General features: G+C 52.9%; 15 protein-coding genes and 1 pseudogene. 12 read left to right on the forward strand and 4 right to left on the reverse strand.

Annotated elements, in window-relative coordinates; translation table 11 throughout:
- The first annotated feature begins 119 nt into the window (after positions 1-119).
- From HV229_RS21755 to HV229_RS21765, 3 genes are all read left to right on the forward strand, one after another.
- The gene (locus HV229_RS21755; RefSeq protein ID WP_016151582.1) at positions 120-1,034 is read left to right on the forward strand and encodes a GntR family transcriptional regulator; all 915 of its coding nucleotides are present in this window, start codon (positions 120-122) and stop codon (positions 1,032-1,034) included.
- A gap of 211 nt (positions 1,035-1,245) precedes the next feature.
- On the forward strand, positions 1,246-2,607 hold the full coding sequence (locus tag HV229_RS21760; protein WP_181546373.1) for an MFS transporter: 1,362 nt from the start codon (positions 1,246-1,248) through the stop codon (positions 2,605-2,607).
- Positions 2,608-2,659: 52 nt separating this feature from the next.
- On the forward strand, positions 2,660-3,175 hold the full coding sequence (locus tag HV229_RS21765; protein ID WP_047358387.1) for a GNAT family N-acetyltransferase: 516 nt from the start codon (positions 2,660-2,662) through the stop codon (positions 3,173-3,175).
- Between the two features lie 39 nt (positions 3,176-3,214).
- On the opposite strand, the gene tsr is transcribed toward HV229_RS21765, so the two are convergent.
- Positions 3,215-4,876 (reverse strand): methyl-accepting chemotaxis protein, encoded by a 1,662-nt coding sequence (gene tsr, locus HV229_RS21770; protein WP_016151579.1) that lies wholly within the window; start codon positions 4,874-4,876, stop codon positions 3,215-3,217.
- A 191-nt stretch (positions 4,877-5,067) separates the two neighbouring features.
- Between tsr and HV229_RS21775 the strand changes: the two genes are divergently transcribed.
- The 5 genes and pseudogenes from HV229_RS21775 to HV229_RS21795 all read left to right on the forward strand — a co-directional run.
- Positions 5,068-5,610: a hypothetical protein gene (locus HV229_RS21775; RefSeq protein ID WP_049269948.1), complete on the forward strand. Its 543-nt coding sequence runs from the start codon at positions 5,068-5,070 to the stop codon at positions 5,608-5,610.
- Positions 5,611-5,899: 289 nt separating this feature from the next.
- Positions 5,900-8,050, forward strand: coding sequence for a pyruvate/proton symporter BtsT (gene btsT, locus HV229_RS21780; RefSeq protein ID WP_003830033.1), 2,151 nt, complete (start codon positions 5,900-5,902; stop codon positions 8,048-8,050).
- Positions 8,051-8,099: 49 nt separating this feature from the next.
- Entirely contained in the window at positions 8,100-8,294 is a 195-nt protein-coding gene (locus HV229_RS21785; RefSeq protein ID WP_003830038.1) for a YbdD/YjiX family protein, read from the forward strand.
- A 12-nt stretch (positions 8,295-8,306) separates the two neighbouring features.
- Positions 8,307-9,263, forward strand: a complete 957-nt coding sequence (gene yjiA, locus HV229_RS21790) for a GTPase (RefSeq protein WP_016151577.1) — start codon at positions 8,307-8,309, stop codon at positions 9,261-9,263.
- A gap of 68 nt (positions 9,264-9,331) precedes the next feature.
- Positions 9,332-10,318 (forward strand): annotated as a pseudogene (locus HV229_RS21795) (type I restriction endonuclease subunit R); the annotation flags it as partial.
- A 113-nt stretch (positions 10,319-10,431) separates the two neighbouring features.
- Here HV229_RS21795 and HV229_RS21800 read toward each other — a convergent pair.
- Together HV229_RS21800 and HV229_RS21805 are read right to left on the reverse strand one after the other, a co-directional pair.
- Positions 10,432-12,531: a DUF262 domain-containing protein gene (locus HV229_RS21800; RefSeq protein ID WP_181546375.1), complete on the reverse strand. Its 2,100-nt coding sequence runs from the start codon at positions 12,529-12,531 to the stop codon at positions 10,432-10,434.
- Between the two features lie 150 nt (positions 12,532-12,681).
- Positions 12,682-12,846, reverse strand: coding sequence for a DUF1127 domain-containing protein (locus HV229_RS21805; protein WP_181546378.1), 165 nt, complete (start codon positions 12,844-12,846; stop codon positions 12,682-12,684).
- A gap of 177 nt (positions 12,847-13,023) precedes the next feature.
- Between HV229_RS21805 and HV229_RS21810 the strand changes: the two genes are divergently transcribed.
- Positions 13,024-14,436 (forward strand): PLP-dependent aminotransferase family protein, encoded by a 1,413-nt coding sequence (locus HV229_RS21810; protein ID WP_181546380.1) that lies wholly within the window; start codon positions 13,024-13,026, stop codon positions 14,434-14,436.
- A gap of 51 nt (positions 14,437-14,487) precedes the next feature.
- Here the strand turns inward: HV229_RS21810 and HV229_RS21815 are convergent, their stop codons facing one another.
- Complete coding sequence (locus HV229_RS21815; protein WP_103928879.1) at positions 14,488-14,979, reverse strand: Rpn family recombination-promoting nuclease/putative transposase; 492 nt, start codon at positions 14,977-14,979, stop codon at positions 14,488-14,490.
- A gap of 230 nt (positions 14,980-15,209) precedes the next feature.
- Between HV229_RS21815 and HV229_RS21820 the strand changes: the two genes are divergently transcribed.
- From HV229_RS21820 to mdtM, 3 genes are all read left to right on the forward strand, one after another.
- A complete protein-coding gene (locus tag HV229_RS21820; protein ID WP_181546382.1) occupies positions 15,210-16,025 on the forward strand; it encodes an AraC family transcriptional regulator in 816 nt (271 codons plus the stop codon).
- Between the two features lie 48 nt (positions 16,026-16,073).
- Positions 16,074-16,724 carry a LysE family translocator gene (locus tag HV229_RS21825; RefSeq protein WP_181546384.1) on the forward strand — a complete coding sequence of 217 codons (651 nt, stop codon included), beginning with the start codon at positions 16,074-16,076 and terminating at the stop codon, positions 16,722-16,724.
- Between the two features lie 323 nt (positions 16,725-17,047).
- Positions 17,048-18,289 carry a multidrug efflux MFS transporter MdtM gene (gene mdtM, locus HV229_RS21830; RefSeq protein ID WP_016151565.1) on the forward strand — a complete coding sequence of 414 codons (1,242 nt, stop codon included), beginning with the start codon at positions 17,048-17,050 and terminating at the stop codon, positions 18,287-18,289.
- Positions 18,290-18,296 lie beyond the last annotated feature (7 nt).

The following is an 18,296-nucleotide window of genomic DNA, read 5'->3' on the forward strand; positions in this document are numbered from 1 at the left end:
TTTTGTTGCCTCAGATATCAACGAAAATAAAAAAGCCGGAGAAAGCAGAAACACAATCTGTGAATCCCAGCGCATAAAAATGTTTTAAATCGGGTTTTAATACGCAAAAAGGAGAAGCCATGAGCCGTTCACAGAACTTACGCCACAATGTGATTAACCAGATAATCGATGATATGGCGCGTGGTCATATCCCTTCCCCCCTCCCGTCGCAAAGCGCGCTGGCGGAGATGTACAACATCAGCCGCACCACCGTGCGCCATATGCTGAGCCACTTAGGCGAGTGCGGCGTGCTGACCCAGGTCGGCAGCCACTATGTCATCGTACGTAAACCCGACCATGACGACGGTTTTGCCTGTACCACCGCCTCCATGACTGAGCAAAACCGGATTTTTGAGCAGGCTTTTTTCACCATGATCAACCAGCGTCAGCTACGCGCAGGCGAGAGTTTCTCCGAACTACAGCTTGCCAGAGCTGCAGGGGTCAGCCCGGTGGTGGTGAGAGAATATCTTTTAAAATTCGAACGTTACAATCTGATCAAAAACGAAAAACGCGGCCATTGGAGCATGAAGCAGTTCGATCAGGCCTATGCGGAACAGCTGTTTGAACTCAGAGAGATGCTGGAAACCCATTCCCTGCAGCATTTTCTCAATCTGCCCGACGATGACCCGCGCTGGCTGCAGGCTAAAACACTGCTTGAGCGCCACCGGGTCCTGCGCGACAGCATCGGCAGCAGCTTTCGTATGTTCTCGCAGTTAGACCGTGAGTTTCATGCTTTACTCCTCTCCGCAGCAGATAATATATTTTTTAATCAATCACTTGAAATCATCTCCGTGATTTTCCACTTTCATTATCAGTGGGATGAAAGCGACCTCAAGCAGCGCAATATCATTGCCATTGATGAGCATATGACCATCCTCAGCGCACTGATTTGCCGCAGCGACCTGGATGCCACCCTGGCGCTCTGTAACCATTTGAATTCAGCCAAACAATCGATGATTCGCTCCATCAACCAAAGCCATAGCGCCGCTCATTAAGTACCGATAAAAAACAGCAAACCATTACCGGGAGCACGATTTTATAAAAATAAAAACGCCGGAAAAATACCGCTTGCCTATGCTCACGCTAAGTCGACTGCATTAAAAACTTTTGTGAGCGGTGATGAGCAAATTGATTCATCACTGGTATTTTTCAATACTGCACAGCCCGGCTGTGTGAAAATAAATTATTGAGGTTCAGGAGTCCGGCGTGGAAAAAAATAATATTACCCTCGACCCGAGTTCTTCGTTTGGCACGTCGTCATCTGCGGATATTAACGTTCCGCCTGAGGGCATGGTGCAACGCAGTAGCCGAATAAAACGTATTCAGACCACAGCAATGATTTTATTATTTTTTGCTGCGGTGATTAATTATCTCGACCGCAGTTCACTGTCGGTCGCCAACTTAACGATTCGTGAAGAACTGGGGCTGAGCGCCACGCAAATCGGCGTACTGCTGTCAGTGTTTTCTCTCGCTTACGGTATTGCACAGCTGCCCTGCGGCCCGCTGCTGGATCGCAAAGGTCCGCGCATTATGCTGGGGCTGGGGATGTTCTTCTGGTCGCTGTTTCAGGCGATGTCTGGCATGGTTCACAGCTTCACTCAGTTTGTTCTCGTGCGTATCGGGATGGGGATCGGCGAAGCGCCCATGAACCCGTGCGGCGTAAAGGTCATCAACGACTGGTTTAACATCAAAGAGCGCGGTCGCCCAATGGGGTTATTCAACGCCGCTTCCACCATCGGTGTTGCCATTAGCCCGCCGATTCTGGCTGCCATGATGCTGGTGATGGGCTGGCGTTGGATGTTTATTACCATCGGCCTGCTGGGTATTTTCCTCGCCATCGGCTGGTACATGTTATATCGCAACCGCGAGCAGATTGCGCTGAGCGCTACTGAACAAGCGTATCTGAACGCCGGTAGCGTCAATGCCCGCCGCGATCCGCTGAGCTTTGCCGAATGGCGCAGCCTGTTCCGCAACCGCACTATGTGGGGCATGATGCTGGGCTTTAGCGGCATCAACTACACCGCGTGGTTATATCTGGCGTGGCTGCCAGGCTACCTGCAAACCTCCTACAACCTGGATTTAAAAAGCACCGGATTAATGGCGGCGATCCCATTCCTGTTTGGCGCAGCCGGCATGTTAATTAACGGTTTTGTCACCGACTGGCTGGTGAAAGGCGGTATGGCACCGATTAAGAGCCGTAAGATTTGTATTATCGCCGGGATGTTCTGTTCTGCGGCCTTCACTTTCATCGTGCCGCAGGCCACAACGTCGATGGCCGCCGTCTTACTGATCGGTATGGCGCTGTTCTGTATCCACTTCGCCGGCACCTCGTGCTGGGGCCTGATCCACGTAGCCGTCGCCTCACGCATGACCGCCTCCGTGGGCAGTATCCAGAACTTTGCCAGCTTTATCTGCGCGTCGTTTGCACCAATCGTCACCGGATTTATTGTTGATACCACCAACTCTTTCCGTCTGGCGCTGATCATTTGTGGCTGCGTCACCATGGTGGGAGCCCTCGCCTACATCTTCCTGGTGCGCCAACCCATCAGCGATCCGCGTAAAGATTAATCCTCATGATGCCCGATAACACCGCGCTTATCGGGCATGTTATGCTCGACAAATGAACATCACCTTACGCTCCACCACTCTGGCAGAAACTGCCGCTCTTCCCGCCATCGAACGATCTGCGGGGCAACGTTTTTTACTCATCCCCGAACTGGCGTGGATTGCTGACGACCAGATTATATCGGTTGACCAGCATCGGGCATTTGCCGCTGCTGGCATGAGCTGGCTGGCGCAGGTCGACGAGCATCCGGTCGGTTTTTTAGTTGCCGAAACACTGGGGTCATCGCTGTTTATTGCTGAACTTTCACTGCATCTGGAGTGGCAGGGAAAAGGTATTGGTCGCAGATTGATTGGCTATGTTGCCGAACAGGCGCGCGAGAAAGGTTATACATCGCTCACGCTGACCACCTTCCGTGATGTGCCGTGGAATGCGCCATTGTACGCACGATTGGGGTTTGAAATGCTGGCTGACGAGACGCTTCCTGCACTGCTGCGCCAGAAAAGAGAAGACGAAGCGGCGCACGGGCAGACGTACGAACTACGCTGCGCCATGCGCCTGATGCTGCGTTAATTGCCCGCGGGCGACTACGCCTTATCGGGCATTACCAACTTAGAACGTTTCCCAGTTATCCCCGGCATCCGTTACCGCAGCTTTTCGCGGCTGGACCGTTGAAACCGGTTTAGCGGCAGCAACGTCACGCGCGCGCTGTTGGTCATGCTGAATACGGAACACGGCAACGGCCTGGGTCAGGCGGCTGGCCTGCTCTTCCAGCGCCGCAGCGGCGGCGGCGGATTCTTCCACCAGCGAGGCGTTCTGCTGCGTCACACGATCCATCTCTGCAACGGCCAGACCGACCTGGTCGATACCGCGGCTCTGTTCATCAGAAGCAGAGGCAATTTCACCCATGATATCGGTCACGCGGGTTACCGCATTGACGATCTCATCCATGGTTTCACCAGCGCTTTCTACCAGCGTTGAACCCACATCCACACGGCTGACCGAGTCTTCAATCAGGCTCTTGATCTCGCGCGCGGCCTGCGCACTACGCTGGGCCAGGTTACGAACTTCACCCGCAACCACAGCAAAACCACGGCCCTGCTCGCCCGCACGCGCGGCTTCTACCGCGGCGTTGAGCGCCAGAATATTGGTCTGGAAGGCAATGCCGTCGATGACGCTGATAATGTCGGCGATTTTCTGCGAACTGGAAGCGATGTCGCGCATGGTTTGCACCACGTTATCCACCACTTTGCCGCCTTTCTGCGCGGTTTCAGAAGCGCTCAGGGCCAGATGGCTAGCCTGACGCGCGTTTTCGGCGTTCTGCTTCACGGTCGCCGTCAGCTGTTCCATGCTGGCTGCGGTTTCTTCCAGAGATGCAGCCTGCTGCTCGGTACGCGAGGAGAGATCGTTGTTGCCCATCGCAATCTCGCTGGCCCCGCTGTAAATCGCGTTGGCACCGTTACGCACATCACCCACGGTGTTCATCAGCTCACCCTGCATATGACGCAGGCTTTCCGCCAGTTGGCCAATCTCGTTGGAACCTTCCACCTCAATACGCTTCACCAGGTCGCCGCTGGCGATATGACGAATGCTGTCGATCAGACGGTTCATTGGGGAGATAAGAGTCAGTTTAATGCCGAACCAGACCGCAATAATTGCCGCCAGTACGGTAATCAGCACGCAGACCAGTACCCACATCGCCTGGCTGTAAGAGCTGTTGTTATCTGCAACCGCAATGTCATACAGGTGATCGTTCTGCTGCATGTAGTTGATGTATGTCTTCTCAAAACCATCCTGATAGCTCTGCGTGGGTTGATCAAAGAACGCATTGATCTTCCCGTCACCCAGTAACTGGATCAGCTCCGCCAGCGCGCCGTGATAGATGTCATAGGTGCGGTTGATCTCCTGGAACGCGGCTTCACTTTGACGCGGATCGCGCGGGAGCGACTCGTAAATCGCCCAGTTTTTTTCCGTCAGTTTCAGCGCCGTGCTGGCTACCTGCATCAGCTCAGCAACGGTCGCACCGCTGCCGATATTGCTCTGATCCATCATGTAGCGAATACCCGCCCGGTTCAGGGTATTACGCGTTTGCAGCAGCTCAACCCAGGTGGCGTTCAGCGCAGACTGCTGCTGGCGAATGGTTTGCAGAACGGTAAAGTTCTCTTTGTCATTCTTAAGTGAGTTAAAAAACAAGCCGCCGGAGGCGAGCTGTAAAAGGCCAAATAGCGCCAATACCAGCAGTAAGCTGGTAACAATCTTCATTCGTTTTAACATGTTTTCTCTTTCCGCTAGACAGATACTCTGGTTTTCGGCCTGGAAAGAGAAAACTTTATGGTGTCAGCAATTGCCACAGAATTATCGTTTTCACATTAAATCCCGTTCCCTATGACAAATTACGCAAAAAATTTGTCGTTCTGTTGCGCCTTAGGTGTAGGATTCCCGTTTTTTAAGAAAAGGATGCTTCTATGTTGAATCGCGATTTTGATCACCTATCCACTCTCGCACACCACTTTTTTGAACGTGAAGATGTTCGTCAAAAGCTCAATATCATCGATCAGTACAACATCTCCGGTTGGGAAGTGTGGATGCAGATAGAATTTGCCAATCTGTTGGCTTCGACAGGTCATGAATGGTGGCGTGAACAGACCCTCGCTTGCGATCTGCGGAAAAATCCACAGCGTGTGTCTGTGCGTGCAGATTTCTTATTGCGGAAAAAAGGATGGACGCAGGACAGCTACATTGCGCTTGAGCTCAAGCAGAACCAGGATCCGACAAGCTGCGTCAGAAATATGATTGCGGATTTGGTTAAAAGCGCAAAAATCAAACGTTCGGAATTAGAGCTGCGTAGCTTCTGGACGTTAGGAGTAACGCCCCGCATAGACAAAGAGCGCCTCGATGAACTGATTGACTATTATCTGGATGAAAAATATTACCTGACTAAATCACGTAAGAAACATGTGTTGCTTAAAGACATCGAACAAACGCCTTACTGTTATATCGTGATCTAAGTATCTCAGTGAGATGCTTCGTCAGTTGGAAAACTCGGCATGTAGATGGGCGAACGCTATAATGCCGTGATCTCAATCACATAAATGCCCCCACTCACCCCCATTGCTTACCGCTCACTGACACTTGGGACCGCTTAAGCTGACATACAACCGCTCACTTATTTACCTTACTTTACGCGCGTACTTCTCTGGCAAGATCCCCCCAACATAGCAGTCAATTTACCTCCTCAAACACAAGATCAAACCCACGCGGCTTCGGCCAATTATTAATTAGATACCAGGTTTTACTATGGATACGAAAAAGATATTCAAGCACATACCCTGGGTGATTCTCGGAATCATCGGTGCATTCTGCCTCTCGGTAGTGGCATTACGTCGGGGTGAGCACATCAGTGCCCTGTGGATCGTGGTCGCCTCAGTTTCTGTTTATCTGGTGGCCTATCGTTACTACAGTCTGTACATCGCCCAAAAGGTGATGAAACTTGACCCGACGCGTGCCACGCCGGCGGTCATCAACAATGACGGTCTGAACTACGTTCCAACCAACCGTAACGTATTGTTTGGCCACCACTTTGCCGCTATCGCAGGTGCGGGTCCGCTGGTTGGGCCGGTACTGGCCGCGCAGATGGGCTATCTGCCCGGTACGCTGTGGCTGCTGGCGGGTGTCGTGCTGGCCGGTGCGGTGCAGGACTTCATGGTGCTGTTTATCTCTTCACGCCGTAACGGCGCATCTCTGGGTGAGATGATCAAAGAAGAGATGGGCCCGATCCCGGGAACCATTGCGCTGTTCGGCTGCTTCTTAATCATGATCATCATCCTTGCGGTACTGGCGCTGATCGTGGTGAAAGCGCTGGCTGAAAGCCCGTGGGGGGTGTTCACCGTCTGCTCAACCGTACCTATCGCGCTATTCATGGGGATCTACATGCGATTCCTGCGACCGGGTCGTGTGGGCGAAGTGTCGGTGATTGGTATTGTGCTGCTGGTTGCGTCTATCTACTTCGGCGGCGTGATTGCTCACGACCCGTACTGGGGCCCGGCGCTGACCTTTAAAGACACCACCATTACCTTTACCCTGATCGGCTACGCGTTTATCTCTGCGCTGCTGCCGGTATGGCTGATCCTCGCGCCGCGCGACTATCTGGCTACCTTCCTGAAAATCGGCGTTATCGTCGGTCTGGCGGTGGGGATTGTTATCCTCAACCCGGAACTGAAAATGCCGGCGATGACTCAGTACGTTGATGGTACTGGTCCGCTGTGGAAAGGCGCGCTGTTCCCGTTCCTGTTCATCACCATCGCGTGTGGTGCGGTATCTGGCTTCCACGCGCTGATCGCTTCTGGTACCACACCGAAGCTGCTGGCCTGTGAAACCGACGCGCGCTTTATCGGTTACGGCGCCATGCTGATGGAATCCTTCGTGGCGATTATGGCGCTGGTTGCCGCGTCCATTATCGAACCGGGTCTGTACTTCGCAATGAACACCCCGCCAGCAGGCCTTGGCATCACCATGCCGAACCTGCATGAAATGAGCGGCGAGAACGCCCCGCTGATTATGGCGCAGTTGAAAGACGTAACCGCACATGCGGCGGCGACCGTCAGCTCCTGGGGCTTCGTCATTTCGCCTGAGCAGATCCTGCAGACCGCGAAAGACATCGGTGAACCGTCCGTTCTGAACCGCGCAGGTGGCGCGCCGACGCTGGCCGTTGGTATCGCTCACGTGTTCCACAAAGTGCTACCGATGGCTGATATGGGCTTCTGGTACCACTTCGGTATTCTGTTTGAAGCACTGTTCATCCTGACCGCACTGGATGCCGGTACCCGTTCTGGCCGCTTTATGCTGCAGGATTTACTGGGGAACTTCGTTCCGTTCCTGAAGAAAACCGACTCTCTGGTTGCGGGTATCATCGGTACTGCGGGCTGCGTAGGCCTGTGGGGTTACCTGCTGTATCAAGGCGTTGTTGACCCGCTGGGCGGCGTTAAGAGCCTGTGGCCGCTGTTCGGTATCTCTAACCAGATGCTGGCTGCCGTGGCACTGGTTCTGGGCACCGTGGTACTGGTTAAAATGCAGCGCACCAAATACATCTGGGTTACCGTTGTTCCGGCAGTATGGCTGCTTATCTGCACCACCTGGGCGCTGGGTCTGAAACTGTTCAGCACCAACCCGCAGATGGAAGGCTTCTTCTTCATGGCGAATCAGTACAAAGAGAAGATTGCTAACGGCGGCGAACTGACCGCTCAGCAGATTGCCAACATGAACCACATCGTCGTCAACAACTACACCAACGCAGGCCTGAGTATTCTGTTCCTGGTGGTGGTGTACAGCATCATTTTCTACGGGTTCCGTACCTGGCAGAAAGCCCGCGCCATCAACGGTCGCTCTGATAAAGAGACGCCGTATGTACCGGTGCCGGAAGGCGGCGTGAAGACCTCTTCACATCACTAACCGTATTTAGCCCCGCTTCGGCGGGGCTTTTCGCTTATCAGGATTGTTTATGTTTGGTACTTTAGGTCAGGCAAAAAAATACCTCGGTCAGGCGGCAAAGATGCTGATTGGCATTCCGGACTACGACAACTACGTCGAGCACATGAAGACCAACCATCCCGATAAGCCGTACATGACCTACGAAGAATTCTTCCGCGAGCGCCAGGAAGCCCGCTACGGTAGCGGCGGAAGCAGTTGCTGTTAGAAGGAGAAATGAATGACCCCGATTGCAGTTACCCTACTCACCGGTTTTCTTGGCGCGGGTAAAACCACCCTGCTGCGCCATATTCTCAACGAGCAGCACGGCTATAAGATTGCCGTTATCGAAAACGAATTCGGCGAAGTCTCGGTGGACGATCAGCTGATTGGCGACCGCGCCACGCAGATCAAAACCCTGACCAACGGCTGCATTTGCTGTACACGCTCCAGTGAGCTGGAAGACGCACTGTTAGATCTGCTCGACAACCTCGACAAAGGCGCCATCCATTTCGACCGTTTGGTGATCGAGTGCACCGGCATGGCCGACCCCGGCCCGATTATTCAGACCTTTTTCTCCCATGAAGTGATTTGCGAACGCTACCTGTTGGACGGTGTGATTGCGCTGGTTGACGCGGTACATGCCGACGAGCAGATGAACCAGTTCACCATCGCCCAGTCACAGGTAGGCTACGCTGACCGCATCCTGCTGACCAAAACCGACGTGGCGGGTGAAAGCGAGAAACTGCGTGAGCGCCTGGCGCGCATCAACGCCCGCGCCCCGGTGTATACCGTCACGCATGGTGATATCGACCTCTCCTTGCTGTTCGATACCAACGGTTTCATGCTCGAGGAGAACGTGGTCAGCGCCAAACCGCGCTTCCACTTTATCGCCGACAAGCAAAATGATATCTCCTCGATCGTCGTCGAGCTGGATTACCCGGTAAACATCAGTGACGTGTCGCGGGTAATGGAAAATCTGCTGCTGGAATCCGCCGAGAAGCTGCTGCGCTACAAAGGCATGCTGTGGATTGACGGCGAGCCGAACCGCCTGCTGTTCCAGGGCGTTCAGCGTCTGTACAGCGCCGACTGGGATCGCCCGTGGGACGACGAACAACCCCACAGCCTGCTGGTGTTTATCGGTATTAACCTGCCGGAAGACGAGATCAGAGCCGCGTTTGCGGGATTGAAGAAGTAACCCTCATTCTGGATTGCCCGATGGCACACAGCTTTCGGGCCTACAATTCCCCACCATGTCTCAAAACCTACGCCCACAGACCGGACAAGATCCTCATCGTGTTCCAGCCTTATTACCAGACGGCGGAACTGACCGACGTCAGCGATCCGCAGCAGGTGTTCGATTTGTTTGAAAAACTGCGTGCCACGCAGATTTTCCAGTGGAATGAAGTGGAGCAATTCTGCATAGCATTCTTCAGCAAAAATAAATCCAACGCGGCAATCAGCAATATTTGCAAACCGGCGGTCGAACGCTGGAAAAAGCGCTACGCCCTGGCAATCGATGCTTACCTGATGGCAAAAGAGATGTTTGAGCGCACCAAAAAAACAAGCGATACGGTATTAATTGCCAATGCGGAAAATAGCTTTAACGCCTGCAAGCAGGAAAAAGATCGTCTGGAGATTTTCAAGAAAGATCTTGGCAGTTTTGTTCGCTTCTACGAGTTTATGTCGCAGATCGTCGAGTACGATGACAAAGATCTGGAGAAACTAAGCCTGTTTGCCCGCCATCTGCGCCCGCTGTTGCATGAGCAACATCTGGAAGAGGACGAGATTGATCTCAGTAACGTGGAGATGAGCCACTATCGCTTATCAAAGATCCACGAACAACATCTGAAACTACAAGAAGATGATGCGAAATATACACTTGATCCCAGTAACGACGTGGGTACGGCAAAACCAAAAGACAAGAAAGAGGAATTTCTGTCGCATATTTTATCGCGAATGAATGAACTGTTTATCACCGACCATCTGACGGATAAAGATATGCTCAGCAGCGCAATGACCGTGTTTAATAAAATCACTGAGAATGAAACGGTGATGAAACAAATCAGGAATAACAGTCCCGAGCAGGCAATATTAGGCGGTTTTTTCAAGGCGGTAGACGACGCGGTGATGGACAGTGACGAAGCGCGACAAGAATTTATGCTGCAGTATTTATCGAACCCGCAGTGCGCTAAGGGCTTTGCCCGCCTGATGTTTGATATGGCGACGGGGCATTTCGCGTTGCCTACTTAAGGTTTTGATTATTGCCGGATGGCTTATCCGGCCTGATTTATATTTCTTATCAATAGTGACTTATGCTAGTCGTTATCCCCGGCAGCCTCCATGCTGCCGGGGTTACGACGAGGCTATACCACCGCACTATCCATCTGTTTTTCAAATGCCTGGCGAATCAGCCCCATCACATACGGTAGCTGGGCAATATCGCTGAAACCGACCTCTACATCACCATTGCCCCAGCGACCAAGATCCGTTACGTCTTTCGCCATCCCTTTCGGATCGACCAGTTCATGGAACGGCATATTCAGCGACAGGCGCAACCGGCTTTTCTGCGGTACGACATCCACAAAATTGGTCTCCGCCTTGAAGGCGATATACAGCTTCAGCACTTCCTGTGTGATACTCGCATCCAGCTTTAAAATCTCTGGTGCCAGTTGGTCAAATAGCATCCGGCTATGTGAGCCGACCTCCAGTTGATGGAAATCCGTCAGACTGTAGTTCATCGCTTTTTCAGGCTGCTGACGATAGCCATCAAGAACATCTTCATCCAACTCAGGAGCACTCCAGACCTGAACGGCACGCTTCGCCAGCCGCTCAGCCCGAGCATCCATCGCCGCTTCATCCCACTTCTCGCACAGCCCTAATCCGGCGTTTAAATGCAAAGGGCTTTCTTTAAAGCCGCCATCAATATCGCGTTTTTCCACAAAGGCTTTATCGCTGTAACGGGAGTTATAGCCGGTTAACGTCAGGTTTCCCAACGTATGTAGCCGCTCTTTATGTATCCGCTGCCAGTCGCTGCCCAGCTCTTCACGCCATTTTGCCGACAGATTTTCATTCTGCGGCATAATATGTTCAATCGTATATTCATCCACCGCCACGCGCTCTTTGCGCCCGTAATTTTCCAGGCGGCGTAGCCAGTAACTACGGCTACGGAAGTTATACAGATCGCGCTCTTTTAACTTGTGGCTAAATTCATCGTTGTCCGGGAAACGTCGATAGCTCGGCAGTTCCAGTAAATGCGCCTGAATACTTTCCAGATAGTTTTCTTTATCCAGTACTCTATAAAATGTGGCGAAGGTCTTGTTCAGCGAGTTGGTGGGAATAGCGCACACCGCGCGGCGGAAAACATACGACTCAACCAGGCGTATCGCACTCAGAAAATCATCGTGTGATAAATTGCCCTCCCGGTAATCGTGGTACAGCACCAGCAGGAACGGATAAGCAACATCAACCTTTAACTCCCGTAAATCCTGAAACGCTATAGCAAGTTGCTTATCGCTCTCTTTCCCCAGCGCCATCGCACAGAAATATTCCGCATAGCGCTGAATATCCGCTACCAGCGCATCCACACCCTCTTCGGCGATAGCCTGGCTACGCGCATGTAACTTAAATGCTTCATAAACTTCATCGGTCCTAGGAATATCCCCCGTTTTGACCGTCAGATAATGACGCATAAAGCTGTCAAAATATTCGCTATAGCCTTTCTGTCCGAAAGCAATTTCCATCGGTCGCCAGTGGTCGTCATACAGCCGCGTCTGATGTTCCGGCTCCAGCCCCATCAGGATATAATTACGCACTAAATCGGCCTGGCTGAGCGCCTTGCCCGTAGAGTTCATGCTTTCAAAAATTAGCTGCGGGTTATCCTGCCCGCGATTCAGTGCGACATCGACAATCAATAGCTTTGATAGCCCACGACACAGCGAAATCAAGTCATCGCCTAATTTGCTGATTTGTTCATCGAAGAAGTTAAAATTGGCCTCAATCCGCTGCGAACCGTTTTCAGGCAGCGGTTTTTGTTTAATCAGTGCCAGCAGGCTATCTTTATCCGTCTCCGTCAGCAACAACTTGTATCCCCGCTCTCCGGACTCGTAGGGGTTGAGCAAATAGTAATTGCGCAACTTCATGGCGGAGAAGCCATCAATCAACTCTTCATCGCCAAGATGACGGGATAACGCCTCAAGGAGTAACATCGCCGTCGTCAGGCGCTGTTGACCATCAATAACCAGTAACGGAGAAATCCCCGAAACCTGATACAGTCCCTGCTCTATATAAACAACGGAGCCAATAAAGTGGGCCGAAATATCGTCACGTTGTCCGGCACGGAGAATATCGTCCCAAAGCTGACGACATTGCTGCTCAGACCATGAATAGGTTCGTTGATAGATGGGAATAACAAATTGCTGTGAGCGTTTGAGGAAATCGAGTAATCGGGCTTCTGTAGCTTTCATCCTGATAATAATCCTTCCATGAAGCAAAAGTGCTTCAATAATACTCCCTTCGTTGGCAGAACCAGGAGCAATTTCTCCCAGTCCTTCCTCTTCCATCGCCCCACCACAAACGAGGTCGCCACAAAACCGTTCAGGAAACACCATCCGCGGCTATTCGATCTGATCGCGTCGCAGCCCGACGTCCCGCAGCCGCTCATTACTCATCTGTTGCAATACGCGCCGCGTTTGCGCCCGTAACCGCCACCCCTTATATGCCCGCCAGATCAGAACAAACCCAATAAATGGCTGCTTTGCTTTATTCTCATGAAATTCCATACCTTGCCTCCCCGCCTTGTCTGAGGCTTTATCTTCACGGATTTGGCCCTAAGCAATACAGACTCACAAAGTACTTTTATTTAACATACAGATTGGTTAAAAAGAGTTCTGCATCGCTTTTTTCACGCCAATCTGTACTGGTTTTTTTATCTGTATGATACCCATGAGGGATACAGCATGACGCGTTATCAACATCTGGCCAATCTGCTGGCCGAACGCATTGAGCAGGGGTTGTATCGCCATGGCGAAAAACTGCCTTCGGTACGTAACCTGAGTCAGGAGCACGGGGTCAGTATCAGCACCGTCCAGCAGGCGTATCAGATGCTGGAACAGCGGCAACTGATCACCCCGCAGCCGCGTTCCGGTTATTTTGTCGCGCCGCAAAAAGCGCTGCCGCCCGTACCGCCGATGTCACGCCCGGTGCAGCGTCCGGTCGAGATAACGCAGTGGGATCTGGTGCTGGATATGCTAAAAGGGCATAGCGATAAATCTGTGATCCCCTTCAGCAGCGGCGCACCAGATGTCAGTCAACCGAGCCTGAAACCGCTCTGGCGCGAACTCAGCCGCGTAGTGCAGCATAACCTGAAGGCAGTGCTGGGGTACGACAAGCTTCCCGGCAGCCAGGATCTGCGCCAGCAGATCGCCCGTCTGATGCTGGACAGCGGTTCACTCCTCAACGCCGATGATATTGTGATAACCAACGGGAGCCAGAGCGGAATGTCGCTGGCGCTGCTGGCGGTTTGTCAGCCAGGGGACATTGTCGCCGTTGAATCCCCCACCTACTACGGCACAATGCAGCTACTGCGCGGCCTGGGGATCAAGGTGATTGAGATCCCAACCGATCCGGATACCGGGATCAGCATTGAAGCGCTGGAGCTGGCGCTGGATCAGTGGCCGATTAAAGGCGTGCTGCTGGTTCCCAACTGCAACAACCCTCTCGGGTTCATTATGCCGGATGCGCGTAAGCGGGCGGTGCTCGCCCTCGCCCAGCGTCACGACATCGTCATTTTTGAAGATGATGTGTATGGCGAACTGGCCACAGAGTATCCGCGCCCGCGTACGATCCACTCCTGGGACAGTGACGGCCGGGTAATACTCTGCAGTTCGTTTACCAAATCCGTAGCCCCCGGACTGCGCGTGGGTTGGGTGGTTCCCGGTCGCTATTACAATAAACTGCTACATATGAAGTACGCCGTCATTGGTACTAACGTTCCCGCTACGCAGTTGGCAGCAGCCTCCTTTGTGCGCGAAGGTCATTACCATCGGCATATCCGGCGTATGCGCCAGATTTATCAGCGTAATATGGAGATCTACACCTGCTGGGTACGGGAATATTTTCCCTGCGGGATCTGCGTCACACGACCAAAAGGCGGCTTTATGCTGTGGGTCGAGCTGCCGCTCCAGGTCGATATGGTCTGCGTCGCTAAGCAGCTCTGTCGCCTGAAAATCCAGGTCGCACCGGGATCGCTGTTCTCCGCATCCGGAAAGTATCGCAACTGCGTGCGCATCAACTGCGCGTTACCGCCAAACGAGAAGCACCAGCAAGTGATGCAAAAGCTCGGCGAGGCGGTAAAGATGGCGATAGAGTAAACCGGACCGCCCGGTGATTCCGGGCAGGCGATTATACGATTTAAGTCATATCTAATGACTTAAACCCTGAATATCTTCTGCGGAAAGCCGGGTAATTTTTTGTACCGTGCAGATATCAATACCGTCTGCCAGCATGGTGTGGGCAATACGGAGCGCCTCATCACGTCGCCCTTCTATAAGCCCTTCTTGTCGTCCTTCCTGTAACCCTTCCAGCCTGCCTTTTTGTAGCCCTGCCTCATGCAATCTGTCGGCGATCGTCATCAAATGCTCCTTATACTGCGGTGAACGTTCGGCAACCTCACGAATAAACTCACTAAATCGAGGTGCATCGCCAGTTCGTAAAATATAATTAAACAGCGTCTTTATCTGGCTGTCATTAGTCAGTCCGGTAAGTAGCAGGGAAACAATTTGCTCGACCAGCCCCATAAGTTCGCGCAGCGAAGCGGGAAGATGTATATGTAGAAAATCCCGAGCTGTCTCAGGGTGGCGCAAAAACGTTTTAAAGACCGCATCATGCGGGGTGGAAGTCGGTGCTTTGTTCATGGCGATCCATCACCTGGAAATAAGATGCCGTGACTGTAGCGCTGGTAAACCACACCCTCACCTGTAACTTTCTCTCTTTGCGAGGCGATTTCCGGGATAAAAACGCCCCTTTGTAACGTCTGCATTTGTCTGGAACGCATCACGCAGAATCACGACCTCAATGCACATTCCCGCTTTTTCACCGCAGGGCCTGTGCTATAACAAATCATCACTTTCATGGAGGACACGATGTGACGCATACCCGAGATATTCCACAATCGTTCTGGCGTGATGAGCAACTGCCGTGGCTGGAGCTTCGCAGCACCTGGCAAAGTCAGCAGGCCTATAAGCGCCATCACCACTCTCAGCTCTCGATTGGGGCAATTCTCGAGGGAGGAACCTGCTGCCTGTGCGATGACAAGGAATACCATCTGAAGGGGGGCGATCTCATTGTGATCCCACCACTGGCACCTCACAGCTGTAATCCCGTCAACGGGCAATTTCGCAGCTATCACATGCTTTATCTTGATGCCCGGTGGTGTCTTGCCCATCTGCCTGCGCTGAACAGCAATCAACGGCTTTGTACGCGCACTCCTGTTATCCGCGACCCGCAATTATTCCAGTGCTACATGCACCTTGTGGCGCTCATGCCGCAACGGCAAACGACGCAGATAACTGATGCCGCACAAGCATTGCTGCGCTCGCTGCCATTGCAGTCGGTAACACCGGAAAACCTAAGCGTCACCAGCCAGTATCTGCGCGAGCGGTTGCAGTCCAGTCTGCACTCCCCACCCTCGCTGGATGAGCTGGCAGATGAGTGTCACATGCGTAAAGAGACGCTGATTCGGACCTTTAAGCAGGACACCGGGCTGACGCCGGGAAATTATCTGAACATCGTGAGGATTGACTATGCCCGTCAGCGGCTACGGGCCGGGGACGAGATTGTCGATGTCGGCTACCAGAGCGGGTTTGCCGACCAGAGCCATTTCCATCGCACCTTTGTTCGCTACACAGCAGCCACACCACGCCAGTACGCATTGGGACGATCAATATCAGACAATAATTAGCGTTGCGTCAGGCGTACGCTGATCTCTGTTTCATTTTCTGAGGTCGCTATGTCGCTGCTTGCTGAACTTTTTCCGTCTGCTTTTCCCGCGTTGGCGCTGGCGCATTTTGTTGCACTACTCAGCCCAGGGCCGGACTTCTTTTTACTGGTCGGTTACGCCGTACGTTACCGGATGCGCGGCAGCGCCGGACTGTGCGTGGGGATCGCCATCGGCAACGGGCTGTATATTCTGCTGGCGATTATTGGTTGGGGGATCCTGCGCCAGCTTCCCCTGCTGTTTAAGGTTATTGAGCTGCTGGGCGCGCTCTATTTATTATGGATTGGCAGCCTGCTTATACGCAGCCGCCCGCAAACCCTGACCGGAGCAGACGCCCAGTCTACCTGTCCAGGATTTGGTAAACAGCTGCTGCTGGGATTAGGCTCGTCGCTGCTCAACCCAAAAAATGCGCTGTTCTATCTGGCGCTAATGACCGCCCTGCTCGGCCCGTCGGTGACGCTGCTGCAACAAACCATGAGCGGGATCTGGATGACCAGCGTGGTGTTGTTCTGGGATCTGCTGATCGTGATGTTCATCGGCTTACCGCAGATCCAGCGGCGGTTAACCCGAGGGATATTGTGGATCGAGCGTATCGCTGGCGGCGTGTTGATCATCTTCGGTTGTGCAATCGCGCTGCGGTTTTTGCAGAGCATCGTACCCTGATTAACGTGGTAATTTTCTGCAAATAAAGCGGATAAACTCGTTTAATTAATATCCAATCCGCATTACACTTTGGGTGGCTATTATCCATTCAACCAATTCTTCCCGAGGTGCGATGTGCTGATTGTTACCTGTAATCGTTACGTTTTCTGACCCGAGTCTGAAAACGTTTCTCCTGTTTGCGCCTCGCGCAGGCAGCGTTTTTGATTACATGAAATTCAGTACATTTGCAGTCTGCTTTTTTTTGTCATCGGTCTGACGTCTCAAAGACGGTATTGAATTTCGCTATTCCCGTTGAGGGTTTTCTCCCGAAAAGGAGCTGTTTTATGCAACGGATTCTCGCGTTTTTCTCCCAACGCACCACGACGCTATTTTTTCCTGTCGCGTTGATTTTATATGACTTCGCCGCCTATCTGTCGACGGACCTGATCCAGCCAGGCATCATCAATGTGGTGCGTGATTTCAACGCCGACGTCAGCCTGGCCCCCGCTGCGGTGAGCCTCTATCTGGCTGGCGGCATGGCGCTGCAATGGCTGCTGGGACCGCTCTCCGACCGGATTGGCCGTCGACCGGTGCTGATTGCGGGGGCGTTAATTTTTACGCTCGCCTGCGCTGCCACGCTATTGACCACCTCAATGACGCAATTTCTGGTCGCCCGATTTGTACAGGGCACCAGCATCTGCTTTATCGCTACCGTTGGCTATGTCACGGTTCAGGAGGCGTTTGGGCAAACGAAGGCCATTAAGTTAATGGCGATAATCACCTCCATTGTGCTGGTTGCGCCGGTTATCGGCCCGCTCTCCGGCGCAGCGCTGATGCACTTTGTACACTGGAAAGTCCTGTTTGCCATTATCGCCGCCATGGGGCTTATCGCCCTGATTGGGCTAGCGTTAGCAATGCCGGAAACCGTTAAGCGCGGCGCGGTACCGTTCAGTGCACGCGGCGTACTGCGTGATTTCCGCGACGTTTTCCGCAACCGGGTGTTCTTGTTTGGCGCAGCCACGCTGTCGTTAAGCTATATCCCGATGATGAGCTGGGTGGCGGTCTCGCCGGTGATCCTGATCGACGCTGGCGGTATGAGCACATCAGAGTTTGCCTGGGCGCAGGCACCGGTCTTTGGCGCGGTGATCGTCGCCAATATGGTGGTTGTTCGTTTTGTGAAGGATCCAACCCAGCCACGCTTTATCTGGCGGGCGGCACCCATTCAACTGAGCGGACTGGCGGTGCTGATTGCCGGCAATTTGCTGTGGCCGCACGTCTGGCTGTGGTCGGTGCTGGGAACCAGCCTGTATGCGTTTGGCATTGGTATGATCTTTCCGACGCTGTTCCGCTTTACGCTGTTTTCCAACAACTTACCGAAGGGTACGGTCTCGGCGTCGCTGAATATGGTCATCCTGACGGTGATGGCGGTTTCTGTCGAAATCGGACGTTGGCTGTGGTTTAACGGCGGCAGGATTTCGTTTCATCTGCTCGCGGTTGCGGCGGGTATTGCTGTCGTCTTTACCCTGGCAGGCTTACTGAAACGGGTTCGCCAGCATGAAACAACAACGTTAGCCACTGAAAACTAACCAGCCG

This window comes from Citrobacter sp. RHBSTW-00524 (genome assembly GCF_013747755.1).
GTDB classification, from domain to species: Bacteria; Pseudomonadota; Gammaproteobacteria; order Enterobacterales; family Enterobacteriaceae; genus Citrobacter; species Citrobacter braakii.